The sequence below is a fragment of the Bradymonas sediminis genome, assembly GCF_003258315.1.
Lineage (GTDB): Bacteria > Myxococcota_A > Bradymonadia > Bradymonadales > Bradymonadaceae > Bradymonas > Bradymonas sediminis.
Genome location: NZ_CP030032.1, coordinates 1,866,916 through 1,884,039 on the forward strand (window position 1 = coordinate 1,866,916; position 17,124 = coordinate 1,884,039).

Annotated in this window: 17 protein-coding genes; 12 read left to right on the top strand and 5 right to left on the bottom strand. The window is 61.2% G+C overall.

Annotated features, from left to right (window positions below):
* Nucleotides 1–63: 63 nt before the first annotated feature.
* The 5 genes from DN745_RS06965 to DN745_RS20200 all read right to left on the bottom strand — a co-directional run bounded on the left by DN745_RS06965 (nt 64) and on the right by DN745_RS20200 (nt 8,103).
* Nucleotides 64–3,690 (bottom strand): zinc ribbon domain-containing protein, encoded by a 3,627-nt coding sequence (locus DN745_RS06965; RefSeq protein WP_111333310.1) that lies wholly within the window; start codon nt 3,688–3,690, stop codon nt 64–66.
* A 342-nt stretch (nt 3,691–4,032) separates the two neighbouring features.
* Nucleotides 4,033–6,432 carry a glutamine amidotransferase gene (locus DN745_RS06970; protein WP_111333312.1) on the bottom strand — a complete coding sequence of 800 codons (2,400 nt, stop codon included), beginning with the start codon at nt 6,430–6,432 and terminating at the stop codon, nt 4,033–4,035.
* A 94-nt stretch (nt 6,433–6,526) separates the two neighbouring features.
* On the bottom strand, nt 6,527–7,306 hold the full coding sequence (locus tag DN745_RS06975; RefSeq protein WP_162687800.1) for a DUF4159 domain-containing protein: 780 nt from the start codon (nt 7,304–7,306) through the stop codon (nt 6,527–6,529).
* Between the two features lie 75 nt (nt 7,307–7,381).
* A complete protein-coding gene (locus DN745_RS19935) occupies nt 7,382–7,756 on the bottom strand; it encodes an MBL fold metallo-hydrolase (protein WP_162687521.1) in 375 nt (124 codons plus the stop codon).
* A complete protein-coding gene (locus tag DN745_RS20200) occupies nt 7,696–8,103 on the bottom strand; it encodes an MBL fold metallo-hydrolase (protein WP_111333318.1) in 408 nt (135 codons plus the stop codon). The genes DN745_RS19935 and DN745_RS20200 overlap by 61 nt, the downstream gene beginning before the upstream one ends.
* Before the next feature lie 131 nt (nt 8,104–8,234).
* On the opposite strand from DN745_RS20200, the gene DN745_RS06990 reads away from it, so the two are divergent.
* The 12 genes from DN745_RS06990 (at nt 8,235) to DN745_RS07045 (ending at nt 17,023) form a co-directional block, all read left to right on the top strand.
* Nucleotides 8,235–8,843: a YceD family protein gene (locus tag DN745_RS06990; RefSeq protein ID WP_111333320.1), complete on the top strand. Its 609-nt coding sequence runs from the start codon at nt 8,235–8,237 to the stop codon at nt 8,841–8,843.
* Between the two features lie 99 nt (nt 8,844–8,942).
* Nucleotides 8,943–9,128: a 50S ribosomal protein L32 gene (gene rpmF / locus DN745_RS06995; protein ID WP_111333322.1), complete on the top strand. Its 186-nt coding sequence runs from the start codon at nt 8,943–8,945 to the stop codon at nt 9,126–9,128.
* A gap of 42 nt (nt 9,129–9,170) precedes the next feature.
* A complete protein-coding gene (gene rpiB / locus DN745_RS07000; RefSeq protein ID WP_111337575.1) occupies nt 9,171–9,629 on the top strand; it encodes a ribose 5-phosphate isomerase B in 459 nt (152 codons plus the stop codon).
* Nucleotides 9,630–9,747: 118 nt separating this feature from the next.
* Entirely contained in the window at nt 9,748–10,275 is a 528-nt protein-coding gene (nrdR, locus tag DN745_RS07005) for a transcriptional regulator NrdR (RefSeq protein ID WP_111333324.1), read from the top strand.
* A 7-nt stretch (nt 10,276–10,282) separates the two neighbouring features.
* Nucleotides 10,283–11,443 (top strand): bifunctional diaminohydroxyphosphoribosylaminopyrimidine deaminase/5-amino-6-(5-phosphoribosylamino)uracil reductase RibD, encoded by a 1,161-nt coding sequence (gene ribD, locus DN745_RS07010; protein ID WP_204355104.1) that lies wholly within the window; start codon nt 10,283–10,285, stop codon nt 11,441–11,443.
* Between the two features lie 54 nt (nt 11,444–11,497).
* Nucleotides 11,498–12,175 (top strand): riboflavin synthase, encoded by a 678-nt coding sequence (locus tag DN745_RS07015; RefSeq protein WP_111333326.1) that lies wholly within the window; start codon nt 11,498–11,500, stop codon nt 12,173–12,175.
* Between the two features lie 2 nt (nt 12,176–12,177).
* Nucleotides 12,178–13,323, top strand: coding sequence for a 3,4-dihydroxy-2-butanone-4-phosphate synthase (ribB, locus tag DN745_RS07020; protein WP_111333328.1), 1,146 nt, complete (start codon nt 12,178–12,180; stop codon nt 13,321–13,323).
* Nucleotides 13,324–13,452: 129 nt separating this feature from the next.
* Entirely contained in the window at nt 13,453–13,929 is a 477-nt protein-coding gene (ribH, locus tag DN745_RS07025) for a 6,7-dimethyl-8-ribityllumazine synthase (protein WP_111333330.1), read from the top strand.
* A complete protein-coding gene (nusB, locus tag DN745_RS07030) occupies nt 13,926–14,378 on the top strand; it encodes a transcription antitermination factor NusB (protein ID WP_111333332.1) in 453 nt (150 codons plus the stop codon). The genes ribH and nusB overlap by 4 nt, the downstream gene beginning before the upstream one ends.
* Complete coding sequence (locus DN745_RS07035; RefSeq protein ID WP_133622078.1) at nt 14,336–15,139, top strand: hypothetical protein; 804 nt, start codon at nt 14,336–14,338, stop codon at nt 15,137–15,139. The genes nusB and DN745_RS07035 overlap by 43 nt, the downstream gene beginning before the upstream one ends.
* 154 nt (nt 15,140–15,293) lie before the next feature.
* Nucleotides 15,294–16,316, top strand: a complete 1,023-nt coding sequence (locus DN745_RS07040; RefSeq protein WP_111333336.1) for a DnaJ C-terminal domain-containing protein — start codon at nt 15,294–15,296, stop codon at nt 16,314–16,316.
* Nucleotides 16,317–16,345: 29 nt separating this feature from the next.
* On the top strand, nt 16,346–17,023 hold the full coding sequence (locus DN745_RS07045) for an MBL fold metallo-hydrolase (RefSeq protein ID WP_111333338.1): 678 nt from the start codon (nt 16,346–16,348) through the stop codon (nt 17,021–17,023).
* Nucleotides 17,024–17,124: the final 101 nt, after the last annotated feature.

A 17,124-nucleotide genomic window follows, 5' to 3' on the forward strand; every position in this document is an offset into this window, starting at 1 on the left:
CCTTCGTTGAGACTGCTCACTTGCTGTGCAGGCCATACGCGCGTGCATGGCTGAACGCAAGGATCACTCAAAGCGGAGGACCTCCTTTTCGCCGCGCGCGGCGACCAGTGAGTTGATGCGCTCAAGCGCCAGCGCGCGCTGGCTCCAGAAGAGATCGACGCGCACTCGCTCGCCGGCGTTGGGTGCGGGGAAGAGGCGCTCGGCGGCGAGTTCTCGGTCGATAAGCCGCAGCGAAGCCACTGTCGCCTTGCTAAAGCGGCTGGTCCAATCGAAGCGTCCTTTGATGCGGGTCGACGAGCGGGGCTGAAATGCGCCCATATTCGCCGTCGAAACCAGGACACCGTCGCGAAGCCCGAGTTGGTTGCCCCAGCCGGCGGCGGTCGGGCTAAATCGGTCCCAATTATTTGTCAGATAATCGACGAGCAACACCGACGAAAGTTGCGCGGCCAGGCGCGCCAGCGTGACATCGTTGGCCTGGGCGAGCAGGGGCGTATAGAAGTCGTCCTCGAGGCTCTTGAGCGAGGCGAGGCCCTCGGCGAGCGGCATCTCAAGGTCGTCTGCGCTCCCCGGTGCCAGCCACGGGCGCCAGAGGCTGATGCGCTCGATGGGGAAGCGAGCCGGTGCGTCGAGCGCGTCGATTAGCGCGCCGTAGAGGTATTCGCCGTCGTCTTCTTTGACCCAGTTCAGCGCGCCCAGCTTATCGGCGTGCTCGCCCGGGGCTTCGCCCACGAGTTTTTGGAACGCAGCGCGCTCGATTCGGGCAGGGCGTGCGCGGGGGACCTCAAAGTTGCAAACCATCATCTGGCAAAGTCGCCAGGAGGCGATGGCCATGCGCCAGTCGCGCTCGAATTGAGCCTGCGCGGGTTCGAAGACGAAGGCTGGCTTCTGCCCTGTCGACAGGTGGATGGCCAGGCGGTTATTCTTCTTGCCGTGAAGCGCCAACGTCGCGGCGTCAACGCCTGCTTCTGCGCTGATGTCGACCGTTTTATAGGCGCCCAATTCGGGGTTCTTCTCGATGGACTGCTTGAAAAGGGTTTCGAATTCTCGGGCGGCCTCCTCATCGCCGTTTGCGTTGGCGGTCAGCATCGCGGCGATCGCGACTTCGCCGGCGGCCGAGAATCGCTGCGCGTCGACGAGCACGGTCACGTAGCGTTTGGCGAAGTCAGCGTCCTCGCCGCGCTCTTGCCAGAGAAATCGCATGATGTCGGCGGCGCCAGCATGATCGCCATCAGCGATAAGCTCTGCGGCGAGCTCATCCTGCGATTGTGGGGTGTCCAGCTCGACGTCGGCTGCGCTCTCAACCTCGGCGCGCGCTGCGTCGACCGCCGGCGCAACGGCCCCCGACGCCGCCTGGGACTCGTCCTTAGGCGCGTCTCCATTATCGCCCACGACCGGCTTGCTATCGGATGCACCCTTTGAGGCCAAAGCGTCTTTTGCCTTCTGGATATAGGGTTGTCCAAACGGGCTAATAGCCAGGCCGACGACGGCGGCCATGATCAGAAGCCCGACGATAATGCCTGCTTTTTTGCCGCCTGCGCCGGACGGGATGGGGGCGTCCTCGAAGTAATCGAGGCCGTCTTCTTCTTCTTCGGCCGGTTCCTCCGGCTGGAGGGCCGGGGCCGAATCCGCGAAGCCTTCGGGGAGTGACGGAGCCGGCTCGCTGCTTTCGGCGAGGTCGACGGTCGACGGGGATTCGGTGTGCGTGCTGTCGGCTTGCGTGATTTGCGTGGCGGCATCGCCCGCATCGTTGCTTTCTGTGGTGTTAACTTCGGCAGCGGCGTCGGGGCTCTCCGCCAGCGGCAGCGGCGCAGAATCGGCCTGGGCGGCGGTGTCGGAGGCCGGCTCGTCAAGCGAGATATCGCTCGCAGAGTATAACTTCTCGGTGACGACTTTCTTGCGGGGTTCTGCGTGTCGCAGGGCATCCACGTCGGCGAAGAGGCCGCTGTTGACCGTTTCAAAATCCGAGTCACCGCTCAGTGAGTCCGTCAGGCTTTGGCTCAGCGACGGAATCGCGGCGATTTCGGTGGAGTCCTTGAGGTCAGCGAAGTCGTCGGCGCCGTCAAAGCGCTCAAATAGGCGGCCCGACGACGCCGGTTTGGGTAGCGGCGCGGCGCCGGATTGCGATGCCCGGGGCAGCGGTGCACGCGCGAGGGTGGAGAGCATCTCGTGGGCCTCGGCGGCCATCTTCTGGCGCAGATCGGCCAGCACCGGGTGCTCCCCGATCGGCATCCAATCGCCGTCGGATTGGGCGATCTCGGCGGCGCCCATCAGCACGCCGCGCTTGACCAGCTCGGTCAAGCCGGCCTTGTCGATGGGCTCATAAATGATCTCTTCGACGCGCAGCCGGTAAGTTCCCTGGCCCAAGACATCCTGGATCTCGGCGGTCGGCAGCCGGATATAGCCGCTGCCTCGGCGCTCGCTGGCCGCGCCGGGTTGCTGGTTCTCGGCGACCCGGCGGCGAAGCAGGTCGATCATGCTGGAGTCGCCGGTGTCGTAGGCCAGCGCGTCCTGGTCGGGCGCGGAGGCGACCGAGTACATCTTGGTGGTGCCGGTTCGCTTCTTTCCATCGAGCGCCCGCGCGGTTTCGTCCGCCAGGGAGTTCAGGGCGCGGTCCAGGGCCGCGGCCGACTTGCGGCGGGCCAGATCGGCCGAGTTGCGCGGTTTGGCTGAGCGTTTGGGGAGCGCGCTGATGCGGTCGCTCGAGGCCTCCGACGGCGAGGGAAGATCGATTTTTCGTTCGCGCGCCTTCTTCAGCAGCGTCGCCAGCGAGGGCTTGGTCTGCTCCGGGACCAATGCCTCGCCCGCGTCCGGCGAGGTGTCTTTCTTCAACTTCTGCTGCAACTTTTGCTTAATTTTGATGCGGCCAAGGACCATCTGCTTCGGCACTTCTGAGGTCGGGTCCGGGTCCAGGTCGAAGGGCGGCTTGGTCTCGTTTTGCGAGGCCAGCAAGGCCTCATCGGAGAGGTCTAGCGTCTTTTTGGCGGATCGGTTTTTATGGGTCGGCGCCAGCCGTTCTTTGAGGGTGGCGCGGTCGAGGGCGTTTTGCTCGGAGGTTTCGGCCAGACCCGCGTCGGACGAAACACGAAACTCTTCGGGCAGCGGCTTGGTATTCGGCTTGGTGGTCGACTCTTGCTTAAATCCGGAGGCGTCGCTCTGTGCTCCATCGTCGGCCTTCAGGACCTGGTCGACCAGCGAGCCGTCGACGACCTTGGTGTGCTCGTCGGTAAATTTGCTGGTCTTCTTCTTTCTTGAGGCGTCGATCGCCATCAGGCCGGCGCCCATGCCCAGATAGGTCGAGCGGGGGCTGCTGTCGGTGAGGCCTGGCATGATGTCGAGGTGCGCGAAGTCGTCCTCGTCGAGCGGGGTGCTACGGTGCGAGAGTCGCGGCGCGCCGGTGGCGGTCGCTCGGCGCGGGCGCGCCGCGTCGGTGCCCGAGACCGGCGTCTCCGACGGGTTCGAGTGAATGATATTGCTCTCGGGCGCCGGGGAGGCGCCGAAAGCTCCACTCGCACTCCTGTCCTGTGTCGACTCGTCGTCGTGGCTCAGATTTGCCTCGACAACGGGAATCTCCTCGCCACACCGCGGACATGGGATGGCCTCCTTGGGCAGCCGTCCTTTTTTGGGCTTGAGCCGAAACTGCGTGTTACAGCCGGGGCACACGATTTTTATCTGCGCGGGGATATCTCCCATGCGATCAACTCGGAGGATAGGAATTACTGCACACCATCGGTGCGGGCGAATCGGTAATGGCTCAGATGCTGGAGCTGCAGATGAATCGCAACTCCAATGATTTGAGGCGCTTGAGGGCGCGTCGCGTCAAAGTCTGAGCGTCGAAGCCAAATAGGATTCGATGGGCCGCGAATAAGCTCGACTCGAGTTTTGATTGGCTCGGTTGGCTAAAATCTCAGCGAGGCGATGTTTCACGGATCTTCCTACGCGGACTGTATCGCAGAGATCGGAATGTCTCAACTTAGACCTGATTTCCCCCGATAAGTTTCTCCCTCAGTTTGATGGGCGTGCAGAGCGTAATCTCTATAGGCGTCCCCAGCGTCGGCGCAAAGACCACTCGGCGGCCAGCAGGCCGAGGATGAGAAAGAAGATCGCGAAATGGTCCCAGAGCTGAATGACCCGGCGGTGGTTGACCTTTACGAAACGCGGCGGCTTGAGCTTGACCGAGTCCGGGCTGAATTTGGGCAGGGCTGCGTGGTAGCCGCCGCTCGCGCTGGCGAGGTCCGACAGCAGCGGGTCGCGCGGGATGATCTCACGGAACTCATTGATATTCTGGAGGGCCAAAAAGCTCTCGCGATCGACGAGTTTCCCGGCCGCCCCTGGGGCCTCGGCGATCAACTCATAGACGCCGGTTTTGGGGACCGGCAGCTTCAGGATGGCTTCGCCGCGCGCGTTGGTGGTGAAGGGGATGGTCTGAATCGTCTTCTTATCGGGGACCTTGAGTTGTCGGGCGGTTGGGCGCGCGCCTTGATGACCCTCGATGGCTTTGTGGGACGGGTCGACGAGGTCGCGGTGCAGCAGCTGAAGTGTGCCCTCGACGCCGACCGCCGGTGTGTAGTCGGACTTCGCCAGATGCACGAGCACGTCGACCTCGCTGCCGGGCGGGTAGATATTCTCGGGGACTTCGACGCGGATGAGTTTGAGCTCCGGGTCCTGGATGAGCCAGCGGATCGCGCTATTCCAGAAGACCTGGTACTCGCGGCCGACGCCGCCGCGGTCGACTTGCTCGAAGGCCCAGCGCCAGGTGGAGTCCGAGGTGATCGCCATGCTGCGGCCCTTGCCGACCTCGGAGACCGTGATAACCGGCATCGGCTCGCCGCCCGCGCGCAGGGTCGGGTGGGTCGCGAGCACCGTGGCGCCCGGCTTGGCGCCGGTGACGATATTGCTGCCGCGCATCCCGGGCAATTGACTCCAGATCTTGAGGTTCGACGCCGGGTCAAAGGCGAGCTGGGTGATGGGGTGGTAGAGCCCCGCGCGGGTCAGTTCGGGTTGGAATTCGTCGAAGTTGACCGCGCCGCTGACGTTGCTCATCGGGGGTAAGAAGACCGGCAGGATCTCCTCGATGGGCGTATTGGAATAGCCGCCGGCCGCAAACGACAGCTCCCCGCCGATCATGACAAAGCCGCCACCTTCGCGCACGAATTCGGCGATGCGCGGCAGATAGCGACGCATCTGGTAGGGGCCGAAGTTGAAGTTCTGGAAGATGACCATATCGAAGCTCCCCAGCTCGTCCTCGAAGAGTTCGCGGGTGGGGAAGGGGATCAGGCTCATCTCATTATTGGGCACCAGTTGGACGCTTGAGTCGGTGCGCAGGATAAAGAAGCTGATGAGGTCATAATTCGGGTTGTTTTTGAGCAGGCGGCGCATAAAGCGCTCGTCCCAGCTTGGCTGGCCGACCACCTGGAGCACGCGAATCTTGTCGCGGATTACATTGAGCAAAAAGTGGCTGATATTGTTCTCGGTGAGAACCTCGCCCGGGTATTCCGGCGCGGCGACCGTGTAGATCTCTTTTCCCATATGCTCCGGAACCAGCTCGAAGCTCACGCGGTATTCGGTGGTATCCGGTGAGATCTGAAGCTGGCGGGTTTGCAGGAGTTGGCCTTCGCGGCGCAGCTCTACCTGCACGGTCGGGGTGTTCAGGCCGATAATTTGCAGGTCGACGTCGATGCTCACCTTGTTGTGAATATAGGCGAAGTCGTCGTGATGAACGCGGGTGATGGCCAGGTCGCGCAGTGATTCGGCCGAGGCGGCGGCGAGCGTGTTGAGCGGGGCGTCGAGATTCTTAAGGGTCTCGAGCGTCGCCTGGTCGAGCTCCTCGCCGCGCTGGATGCGCCGCCCGAGCGCGCCGGTGTCGATGCCATCGGAGATGAGGATCATGCCGCCCAGGTTCTGCGGGTCGATATGGTCGGTGAGCGCGTCAAAGGATAGGCCGATTTCGGTCGCGTCGGCGCTCGGCGTAGCCGCCTGAAGCGCCGTCAATGAGGACGGGCGCAGGCCGTCGCCGACGCTAAAATAATGGAAGTTATGATCTTCTTTTCCGCGCTCAATCAGCGGCTTTAGACCGTCGAGCGCCTCGGTCGCGCGCTGGTAGCGTGTGCCTTCGCTGTCGGCCTCGGCGCGCAAGCCCATCGACTTGCTGGTGTCGACCATGACGACCACGTCGTTCTTCACCTTCGAGATATGCTTGAGGTCGATCGCCGGTTCAAGGAGCAGCAGCACCGCCAGGGCGTAGACCGCCACGCGCAGCCCCACCAGGGTCCAGCGGCGCAGCGCCCGCAGGTTGCGCAAATCATAGGCGCTGATCGCGAAGATGACCGTCCCGAGCACCACCAGCATCGTGATCCAGGCGGGGCTCCAATCGCCCAGCCACAGCAGGTCCCCTGCGTTATAGTCCCCGAAGGAAAAATCCCCGAAAGTAATCATCGTGTCAGCCGCATAAGTGACGAGGCGTCGAAAGAAGCGCGCTCATAAGAGAGGCGCCTCATTAAGCATAAGAGTTGGCGGTCGGTTGGTCGGCTCAATTCACCTTCCATTGGCGCCGCTCCAGGATAAACGGAACGTGGACCTGATCAGCCTTATAATTGATGGTCAGCGCGTACATCACCAGGTTGATGCCCATGCGAAAGGCCATCTCGCGCTGGCGCTCGCCGCCGGGGCTTACGTCGAATTGCCAATTGCCGAAGTTATCGCGCGCCAGCGCCCCCATCAGATCGTTGGGGCAAACCACCACCATCAGGCGGTCGCGGTCGAAGATACCGCGCATGGTCGGCGCGACTTTGACCCGGCCCAGCGGCTCATCGATGAGGTAGAATGAGTTATAGAGCACATGCCCCTTGGGGATCACGGTGAGTTTTTTATCCGGCAAGATTCGCTTCAGCTCGCGCTCGGCCGACTGCATAAATGGGCCGGAGCTGACGCCCTCTGCCGAGTCAACCAGCAGGAATCCGCCGGCCTGAAGATAGGTGCGAAGATTCTCGACGACCTTGTCCTCGAGCGCCGGGATCGCCGCGTCCCCGGCCAGCGACAAGAATGGGTTATCGAAGAGGTCCGAGCCTCGCCCGTCGATGATGGGCACGTCGGTGTTCACCGAGATGCTCGTGCGCTTGGCGACCTCGAAGAGCAGGCGGCGAATCCCCGAGGGCCGCGGGTCCCAGCCCTGCGCGGCGTATTTGAACTTGGCGATGCTGAAGTTCGTGCTCTCACCCATCGCCTGCGCCTCCGAAGACAGCAGGGCGTTGGGCAGCAGTCCACCTAATCCGGCCAGGGCCAGCGCTTTTAGGAAATCACGTCGGTTCATAGGATTCAGGTCTTCGCTAGGTTCAAAGGGCCTTCTAAAAAAGAGGTTCTCTTTAGGGATGTCTCCATCAGACATTCAAGAGAACCGTTCGTCTTCCTGCAGGAACATAGGTCGGATGCCTATCCATTCCAAGTCGCTCAAAAAGCCACCAGTATAGAGGCGCGACCCGGCGAGCGACCTTGGAATCTCAGGGCATTCGCATCGTTTCGCCCGGGGCGAGGCTGTGGAAGCGCGTCGCGTCGCGTCGCGCTTCTGCTCGCTTATAAGGTTGCGCAATACTTCCACGCCGTGGTTTAGCGGTTTGTTGCTCAAATCAAAGGCCCCCCAATGCATCGGCACGAAATGGCGGGCGTCGAGGGTGTCGAAGACCTGCAGGGCTTCGGCCGGGTTCATATGATTAAAACGCACAAACCAGCGCGGTTCATAGGCTCCGATGGGCAGTATCGCCACATCAATCTGGGGAATACCCGCGAAGCCGCCTCGAATCCGCCGTAATAGCCGGAGTCCCCGATATGGTAAATGGTGTGTGTGTTGGATTGGAGCATCCATCCGCCCCAGAAAACGCAATCTATATCAAAAAAAAAAAGACGCTTATGCCAGTGCTGGGAGGGCAAAAAGCTGAGCGCGAGTGAGTCGCTCCCAAGCTCGACCCGGTCCCACCAATCCTCCTCTCGAACCGTTTTGAGTCCACTGGGTATCTTCGATGATAGTCCAAGCGGGCACAGAAGTGTGATATGCGCGCACTGGGCGGCGCCGGGATGCGCGGGTATCATGCGGGCATCGTTGACATTTGTCATCTGTGTCGCTAGTGATTGCGGTTCGCTGCGGCTGTCGAAATTTTCGATCGCCGCAAGTTATATTATAGCAAGCCTTTGCCCCGGCAAGCGACGCTATTATTCGTTTCGAATCCCTAGAAGCAAGACCCGCTATGGCTGCGTTTCAAATTGAGCTGAAACATCTGGAGAGGAATCCGGTCGAGAAGGATTTTCGCCCCAGCGCGGAAGCGCTTAAGGCGCTTTTCGACGATATCTCCGACGACTTTCGTCTGACAAATTTCGACGGATTTCAAGCCAAGGTTCGCGCGCAGATGAGCGACTCTACCGTTCATATTAACGGCGAGGCGAAGGCTCAGTTTGAGTATAAATGCGGACGATGCCTGGACGCGCAGCGATTCGATATCGACACCGAGATCGATTTTGTCTTGATGTCTGAGGCAGTGTGGTCTAGTTCCTACGCCGGCCATGAAGAGATTGAATTGAGCGAGGCTGACCTCGACGTCAATTTCTACACCGGTGATTCCGTCGATATTGGCGAGTTGATTCGCGAGGCAATTCTGTTGCAATTGCCGGCTTTCCCGCGATGCCCGTCGGATATCAGCGATAAATGCGATGCCCGTTATAATGAACGCATTGGAACGGAAGCGCTCGAAGTGCTTGAGCAGAACTCCTTAGACCTTCGCATGTCGGCGTTTCGCCAACTTGAGATTGCCGAAGACGGCAAACTCAGGAAGAAGGGCAACGGAAAAAAATCGGATTGAGGCCGTATATTTCGGTTCTTATATATAATGACGGGTCGCCGCGCACGAAATGGATTTCGGCGAGGCGTCCCATTTAAATAACATACCAAGGAGACTCAAATGGCAGTTCCAAAGAAACGTAAATCGCAAGCAAAAACCCGTTCGCGCCGCTCGGCCAACATGAAAATGGTCGCTCCGCAGTCGCAGCGCTGCCCCGATTGCTTCGCTCCGAAGCGTTCGCACCGTGTTTGCGGTGAGTGTGGCACCTATAAGGGTGAGCAGATCATCGAAGTTTGGGAATACTGAGTCAGTTTTATGACGAAGGCACCCACAGGCCAGGACGCATGCGTGCAGGTCGCAATCGCCTCGGATCACGCGGGCGTTGAGCTCAAAGCAGCCTTGGCTGAGTGGCTCATCGCGCGCGGTGTTTCGTTGCGAGACCTGGGTCCGCAGGACGGCCAGTCGGTCGATTACCCCGATTATGCGAAACGCCTGGGCGACGAAGTCGTCCAAGGTCGGGCGCAGAAAGGGGTATTAATTTGTGGGTCTGGTGTGGGCGTTTCCATCGCGGTCAATAAGGTCGCGGGGGTTCGCGCGGCGCTTGTCAGCGAGCCGCTCTCGGCGAGCCTGGCGCGCCAGCACAACGACGCCAACGTCATTTGTCTTGGAGCGCGCATCGTCGGTGAGGCGATGGCGCGCGCCTGCGTGCAGGCATTTTTGGACGGTGAGTTTGACCCCGGCGATGACGGGCGCCACCAGCGCCGCGTGGATAAAATCGCGGCGGTTCGCGCATCTTCGACGCCCTGAATCCAGCCATCATCCTCCGCATGCCCCTGCCGCGACGCTTCGACAACGCATCTATGCCCGCGCAAATTCGACCCCACGCCCATGTGGGTTTCTTTCGTTCAATCTGAGATAGATTATCATGCGTTGCCCGTTTTGTGCCCACCAGGAGGACCGCGTTGTTGACTCCCGCGCTTCCCGGGAGGCGGATTCAATTCGGCGCCGGCGCGAATGCTTGAATTGCGAGCGGCGTTTCACGACGTATGAGCGCGTCGAAGAAGCCTTTCCTCAGATCATCAAATCCGACAAATCTCGCGAAGACTATGACCGGGCGAAGCTGCGCCGGGGACTGCGTATCGCGTGCATCAAGCGGCCGATTTCGATCGAGCAGATCGACGCGGTGGTCGACGCCGTCGAGTGCCAGATGGTCGCGTTGCCCGGGCGAGAAGTCTCCAGTGATTGGATTGGCTCGGCGGTGACGAGCGAGCTGCGCGACCTTGACCCGGTTGCTTATATCCGCTTTGCGAGCGTCTATCGGGCGTTTAGCGACATTCACGCGTTTCTTGAGGAATTACGCGGCATGGATGTGGGTTCGTCGCATGCAGGCGGCGCAGGTGACCAGGATGCGCGCGCGGCCGACGATAATAATCTAGATAATAAATCGAGTTGAGAAAGCGATGACTTCTGCCGACAAACTCACGGCTGCGGAGCGCAGCGCGGCTGAGCGCCTGATGGCCGAGGCGCTGCGCGAGGCGGCGCGCGCCAGCGGGCGAACGCATCCCAATCCGCTGGTCGGGTGCGTGCTGGTGCGCGACGGTGAGATTGTGTCGCGCGGCTATCATAGGCGCGCGGGGACGGCCCACGCTGAGGTCGCCGCACTCCAGGCCCTCGACGGCTCCGCCGAGGGGTGCGACGCCTATATTAATCTCGAGCCTTGCTGCCATGTCGGGCGCACCGGGCCGTGCACCGGCGCGCTGATTGAAGCCGGAATTGCGCGCGTCTTTGTGGGCACCCTCGACCCTGATCCGCGCGTGAGCGGCCAGGGCGTTGAGATCCTGCGCAAGGCCGGCATCGAGGTCTTCTGCGGCGTGCTCGAAGCTGAGTCTCGTCGGCTCAATCGCGCTTATTTTAAGCGCATCACCACCGGGTTTCCCTGGGTGACGGTGAAATATGCGATGACCCTCGATGGGAAAATCGCCAGCAAGACGGGGGACTCCGCCTGGATCTCGAGCGAAGCCTCACGCGAGCGCGTTCATCAATTGCGCGACACACACGACGCAATCCTGGTCGGCACAAAGACCTTGATTCACGATAATCCACGACTTAACTGCCGCGTCGAGGGTGGGCGAGACCCGCTGCGCGTGGTGCTCGACACGCGCCTCGAAGCGCCGCTGGAGTCGACGGTTTTTGACCCGGACTACTCATCGGCGACCACGCTCGTCGCGGTTGGCCCGGGCGCGCCCGGCGCAAAGCGCGAGGCGCTTGAGGCGCGGGGCGTTGAGGTCGTCGAGGTGGCCGTTGACGCCAACGGGCATCTTGAGTTTAGCGAGTTATTCGCCGAGCTGAGTCGCCGCGGCATTATGAGCATCCTCATCGAAGGCGGCAGCCAGGTGCTCGGCAGTCTTTTCGACCAGCAGTGGGTCGACGAGGTCTACGCCTTTGTCTGCCCGAAGATCGTCGGCGGCGCCCAGGCGCATACCGCGGTGGCAGGCGAGGGCGTCTCGGGCATGCGCGACGCGATGGCGCTTGAGTCGCTCGAGATCGAGGTCATCGACGGCCATGACGTGCTGATTCGGGGGGAAGTCCCCGCCGATAAGCGCGCCCACGTCGGGACCTGAGGCGTCGCGCCCGAAGTTGCGTATATTCCCCTCCATTCTATGAGGTCAGACTGCATGTTTACCGGACTTGTTACAGACGTCGGCACGATTAATTCGATCACCCAGGGATCTGAGAATTGTACGATCGTTTTGCGCACCGCCTACGACACCGACGATCTCGAGCTTGGCGAGAGTATCGCCGTGGACGGCGCGTGTTTGACGGTCACGAAGATCGGCAATGACCACTTTTTCGTCGAGGTAAGCCCCGAGACCCTGAGTCGCACGACCCTGGGGGAGCGGCGCGCCGGCGACAGGGTTCACCTGGAGCGGGCGCTGCGCGTCGGCGACCGGCTCGGCGGGCATATGATGCAGGGGCATGTCGATGGCGTGGGGAAACTCGTGGGGCGCCAGCGCGATAAGAACGCCTGGCTGCTCGACTTTGAGGCCCCCGAGAGCATCGCGCGCTACCTGATCGAAAAGGGCTCCATCGCCATCGACGGGGTCAGCTTGACCGTGAATTCTGTGACGAATACTCGGTTTGGGGTTGCCATCATCCCGCATACCACCGATAAGACCAACCTTGGCGGGTACCGGGTCGGGCGCAGCGTAAATTTAGAGGCCGATATGATCGGCAAATATGTCGAAAAGCTGGCCGCCGGCGCCCGGGATGATTCGCAGGACGGGCAGAATAATCGGTCGCAGACTCCACCAACGCGTCTTACGACGGCGCGGCTCAAAGATATGGGATTTTGATCATGAATGAGGCATTAAAACGAGTTGAACTTGCTATCAAGGCGATCCGTGCCGGTAAAATGGTCATCTTAGTGGATGATGAAGACCGGGAGAACGAGGGCGACCTGGTGATGGCGGCTGAGAAAGTCACGCCGGAGGCCATCAACTTCATGGCAACGTACGGCCGCGGCCTGATCTGTTTGACCATGACGGGCAGCGCGCTCGACGCGCTTGAGATTCCGATGATGGTCGACGGGCGGCGCAACGACAGCCAATTTGGCACCGCGTTCACGGTGAGCATCGAGGCGCGCGAGGGCATTTCGACCGGTATCTCGGCGGCCGACCGCGCGCGCACCATTCAGGTCGCGGTCGCCGACGGCACCAAGGCCTCGGATTTGGTCACGCCCGGGCATATCTTCCCGCTTCGCGCCCGCGAAGGCGGCGTCCTGGTGCGCACCGGACAGACCGAAGGCAGCGTCGACCTGGCGCGCATCGCAGGCCTTAAGTCCGCCGGCGTCATCTGCGAGATCATGAACGCCGATGGTACGATGGCGCGGCGCCCCGAGTTGGAGGTCTTCTCTAAAGAGCACGACGTGCCGATCCTGTCGGTCGCCGATATCATCGACTACCGCCTGCGCCGCGAGAGCCTGATCGAGGTGCTCCAAGACGCGGAATTCCCGACGAAATACGCCGGTGACTGGCGGGTAAAAGTGGTGCGTAGCCAGTTGGACGGCGCGGAGCATTTTGTGTTCGTCTGCGGAAACCCGACGCCTGACCAGGCCACGCTCGTTCGCGTGCAGCACCGCTCGAGCTCGCTTGATGTTTTCCTGAAAGAGGATGATTCCAAGTCGAAGACGCTGGCCGACTCGATGGCGATGATCAGCCGTGAGGGCCTCGGGGTAATCGTATACCTCGACAAGGAGCCGAGTAGCGCGCTTGATGTCCTGCGCAGCCACGGCATCGCCGAGGCCGACCCGCATCTTGACGGAGACACCGGCGATATCAACCAGCCCGCCGCATATATCAGTGAGATCGGCATCGGCGCCCAGATCCTCGCCTATGTGGGCGTGGGCAAGATGCGGGTGCTCACCAATAATCCGAAAAAGCTGGTCGGCCTCGACGGCTATGGCCTGGAAGTGCTTGAGCAGGTTGCGATTTCTAAAGATTGATAAAATACTAGCCCCCGGCGCGCGAGCCCCTAAAGGTTCGCTTTAACCTCTCCCTTAAGTAGCACTTTAAGGTGCGGTTGGAAGACTTGGGCGCGTGCCACCGAATATACCGACTTCGAGGAAAAGAAGATGCCGAATATTGTAGAAGGAAATTTAGTTGCTGTAGGCAAACGCTTTGCCATCGTCGCTGCGCGTTGGAATGATATCTTTTCCGACAAGCTTGTCTCCGGCGCGTGCGATGCTTTGGTGCGCCACGGGGTCGATGATGATGATATCACGATTTTCCGCTGCCCCGGTTGCTTCGAACTGCCGCAGGTCGCCGCGCGCGCTGCCGAGAGCGGAAAATACGACGCGATTATCTGCCTGGGCGTGTTGATCCGCGGTGGAACACCGCATTTCGATTATATCGCATCGCAGGCGACCCGAGGAATCGGCACGGTCGCACAGGATTACCCGATCCCGGTCAGCTACGGCGTTTTAACCTGCGACAATCTCGAGCAAGCGATTGAGCGTAGTGGCTCGAAAGCGGGCAATAAGGGTGTCGAGGCCGCGTTGGCCGCCCTTGAAATGGCAAATCTTTTTGAGCAAATGGAAACCTCCGAATGACTTCATTGCCGAGCGAAAAATTAAGAAAGGCCCGAGAGGCCGCCCTCTGGGCGTTGTACGGCATGGACCTCGCCCAGGTATTCTGGGCGGGTGAGCTCGACGAGTTCTTCCCGATCGCGGTCGACCAGGACGCCGAGCTTCATGAGGTGCGCAAGGACGTCCAGGCGCGCGTCAGCGGCGTGGTTGTCAAGCGTGCCGAGCTCGACGACGAGATTCGTCGTCTGAGCCCGCGTTGGCGCATCGAGCGCATGGCGATCATCGACCGTAACCTGCTGCGCCTGGGGATCTGGGAGCTGCTGGAGCGCAAGACTTCCCCCATCATCGTCATCAACGCATGCGTCGAGCTCGCCAAAGATTATGGTGAGAAGAACACCCCGGCGTTCATCAACGGCCTGCTGGATCAGCTATGCAAAGACCACGGCATCGAAATCTCGCAGCAACCTTCCTGACGCCGGTGGCGCGTGGGAGGGCTTTAGCCTTTCTTTTGCTCCTCGCCCTGGTCTCCGTGACCGGGTGTCGCGATGATTCGGGCCGGGAGAACGCGCGCCAGGCGGCCGAATATCGCCGCGCCCTGGACTCCAGTGGCAAGCGTGTGCTGATCGTGGACGCCGATGGCGAGCGTGTGGCGAAATTGCGCAAGCGCCGCGGCCAGATCAAGGTCTATGGCGACGATCTCAAGGCCCTTGGTTATGTGCGGTGGGATCGTCCTAAGCCTGCTGCGCCGACCTCGGCCAGCAATGGCCCGTTTGGTGTTCGCGTCAAAGCCCTCGGCTCAGAGGATATTCTTGAGATCATCGCGGTGGATGGGTCGAGCGAGGCGCCGCGAGTCTTCGAACTTCCGGGGCGCTTTCGCATCGTTATGCAACCGCCAGCTGCCGGTTCCGAGGCTCATCGCTCTTGGAAAATCCTGGGCCCCGAAGGCGAGTTACTCGGAATATTTAACAGATCCGGGGACGCCGAGTGGCAATTATTAACGGATCTCATACAGGGCGGGGCAGGCGAGGGGGTGGCGGAATTTGAGGCGGATTATCGCGTCAAAGAGGTCGACTCTGGCGCCGAGCGTTTAGAATTGCGCCGTGACGGGAAAGTCGTCGCCTCCATTCGTTTTGGGGAACTCTCCGCGCTCGAATTCTTAGCGCTTAAGCTCGATAAGTTGCCTGCGCTTGAGCGTGTTTCGGTGGGCGTGTGGTTGGCCAATAACGCCTCCTGAGCGGTGGCACGTGGTGAAATTTCGCGTTAACGCGCCATCTTAGCTTGATCTTGACGCATACGCGCATAGTTTTGTGCCGCATGTCGAAAGGCTAAAATTTCGACCTATTCGCTCATTATTTTGATTTTCTGTAGTCCGCAGCGAGGCCTAAATCGTGTCCGTAGAATTTGAGGATTATTATAAGGTTTTAAACGTCGACCGCGGCGCATCTCAGGACGAGATCCAGAAGGCGTATCGCAAACTTGCGCGCAAATATCACCCGGACGTGAGCAAGGAAGCCGACGCGGAAGAGAAGTTTAAGAAGGTCAACGAGGCCCATGAGGTGCTCAAGGACCCGGAGTCGCGCAAGAAGTACGACCAGCTTGGCAAGGATTGGAAGAAATATCAGAGCGCCGACGGCTTTCGTCCGCCCCCCGGCTGGGGCGGCGGCGCGGGGGTGCACGGCTTCGAGGATATTTTTGGCGGGCAGGGTGGCGGCCAGCCCGATTTCAGCGACTTCTTCAATACATTCTTCGGCGGTGGGCGCCCGGGCGGCGCCTCGGCGGGGCCCGGGCCGGGGTTCAACTTCGAAGGCTTCGGCGGGCACGGTGGCCAGCGCCGGGTGCGCCCGCAAAAGGGGCGCTCGGTCGAGGCGGTCGTGCATGTCACGCTCGAAGAAGTCGCCAGCGGCGCGGAGCGCGAGATCGTGCTGCCCATGCGCGAGCGACTCCCCGACGGGCGCGTGGTGGAGCAGAATAAAAGCTACAAGGTAAAGATCCCCGCAGGCACCACCGACGGTACGGTGATCCGCCTGGCCGGGCAGGGCGAGGAAGGCGTGGGAGGCGGCAAGGCCGGGGATCTTCGGCTGCGCGTGGAGCTCACCAAGCACCCGCTTTTTGAGGTCGACGAGCATGACCTGACCACCGATATTTATCTGACGCCCTGGGAAGCAGCACTGGGCGCGCGCGTGAGCGTGAGGACGCTTGATGGCGCGGGCACGGTCTCGATTCCGCCCGGGTCCCAGAGCGGCTCGAAGCTTCGGTTGCGCGGCAAGGGTTTGCCGCGGCGCAAGGGCAAGAAGAATGGCGACCTCTTCGCCCGACTGCAAATCCGGGTGCCCGAGGAGCTCAGCGACCGAGAGCGCGAACTCTTCGAGTTGCTCCAGGCGGAGTCGAGCTTCAACCCCCGCGAAGACTAAGAGATGCTCCTAAATATCGGTGCGCGTTTATGAAACCCATGGAGCTTCGGTATTTAGGACACGCCGCGCTGCGCCTGCGCGCCGCGGACCAGACCACGCTGATCATCGACCCTTATAATCCGGGCGGGTTCTCGGGGCGCATGGGCTACGCGCCGATCCCGTATCATGCGGACGCGGTCGTCTGCTCGCACGCGCATCTGGACCACGCGGCGATTGATGACCTCCCAAATCGGCCGCATGTTATGGAGGGCGATGCCTGTTTTGGTCCGTTTGCGGTCCAGCGCCATCGCGCCTTCCACGATGAATATGAGGGTAGGCGCCGGGGCGGGGCGGTCGATATTCTGGAGATTCAGGTCGATGGGCTGCGCGTGGTCCATCTGTCAGACGTCGGCCATAGCCCGACACCCGCGCTCATCGAAGCGCTGCGCGCCCCGGATATCCTATGCCTGCCGGTGGGGGGGAACTTCACGATTGGGGCCGCTCAGGCCTACGAGTGGTTGCAGCGGCTCGCCCCCACGCGCTGCGTCCCGATTCACGCCAAAACCCCGCGTTGCCTCCTGGACCTGCTGGAGACGGGCGTCTTCGAGGCGTACATTCCCGCGACGCCATCCGACGCCATGGATCGGCAGATGGGCTCGTTTATTGAAGTCGATTCCGCTATGATTACCTTTGAGGAGTGGATCGCTGCTTTGGCTCCGGAGTGCTGAATCAGCGTGTCGGTTGGGGGTTTTCGAGCGAATTAGGCCGTACGGGAACAAAATCCCACTCCCAGGTTGTTCTTCAGAGTGCTTAGTCGAGGCCTCTACGG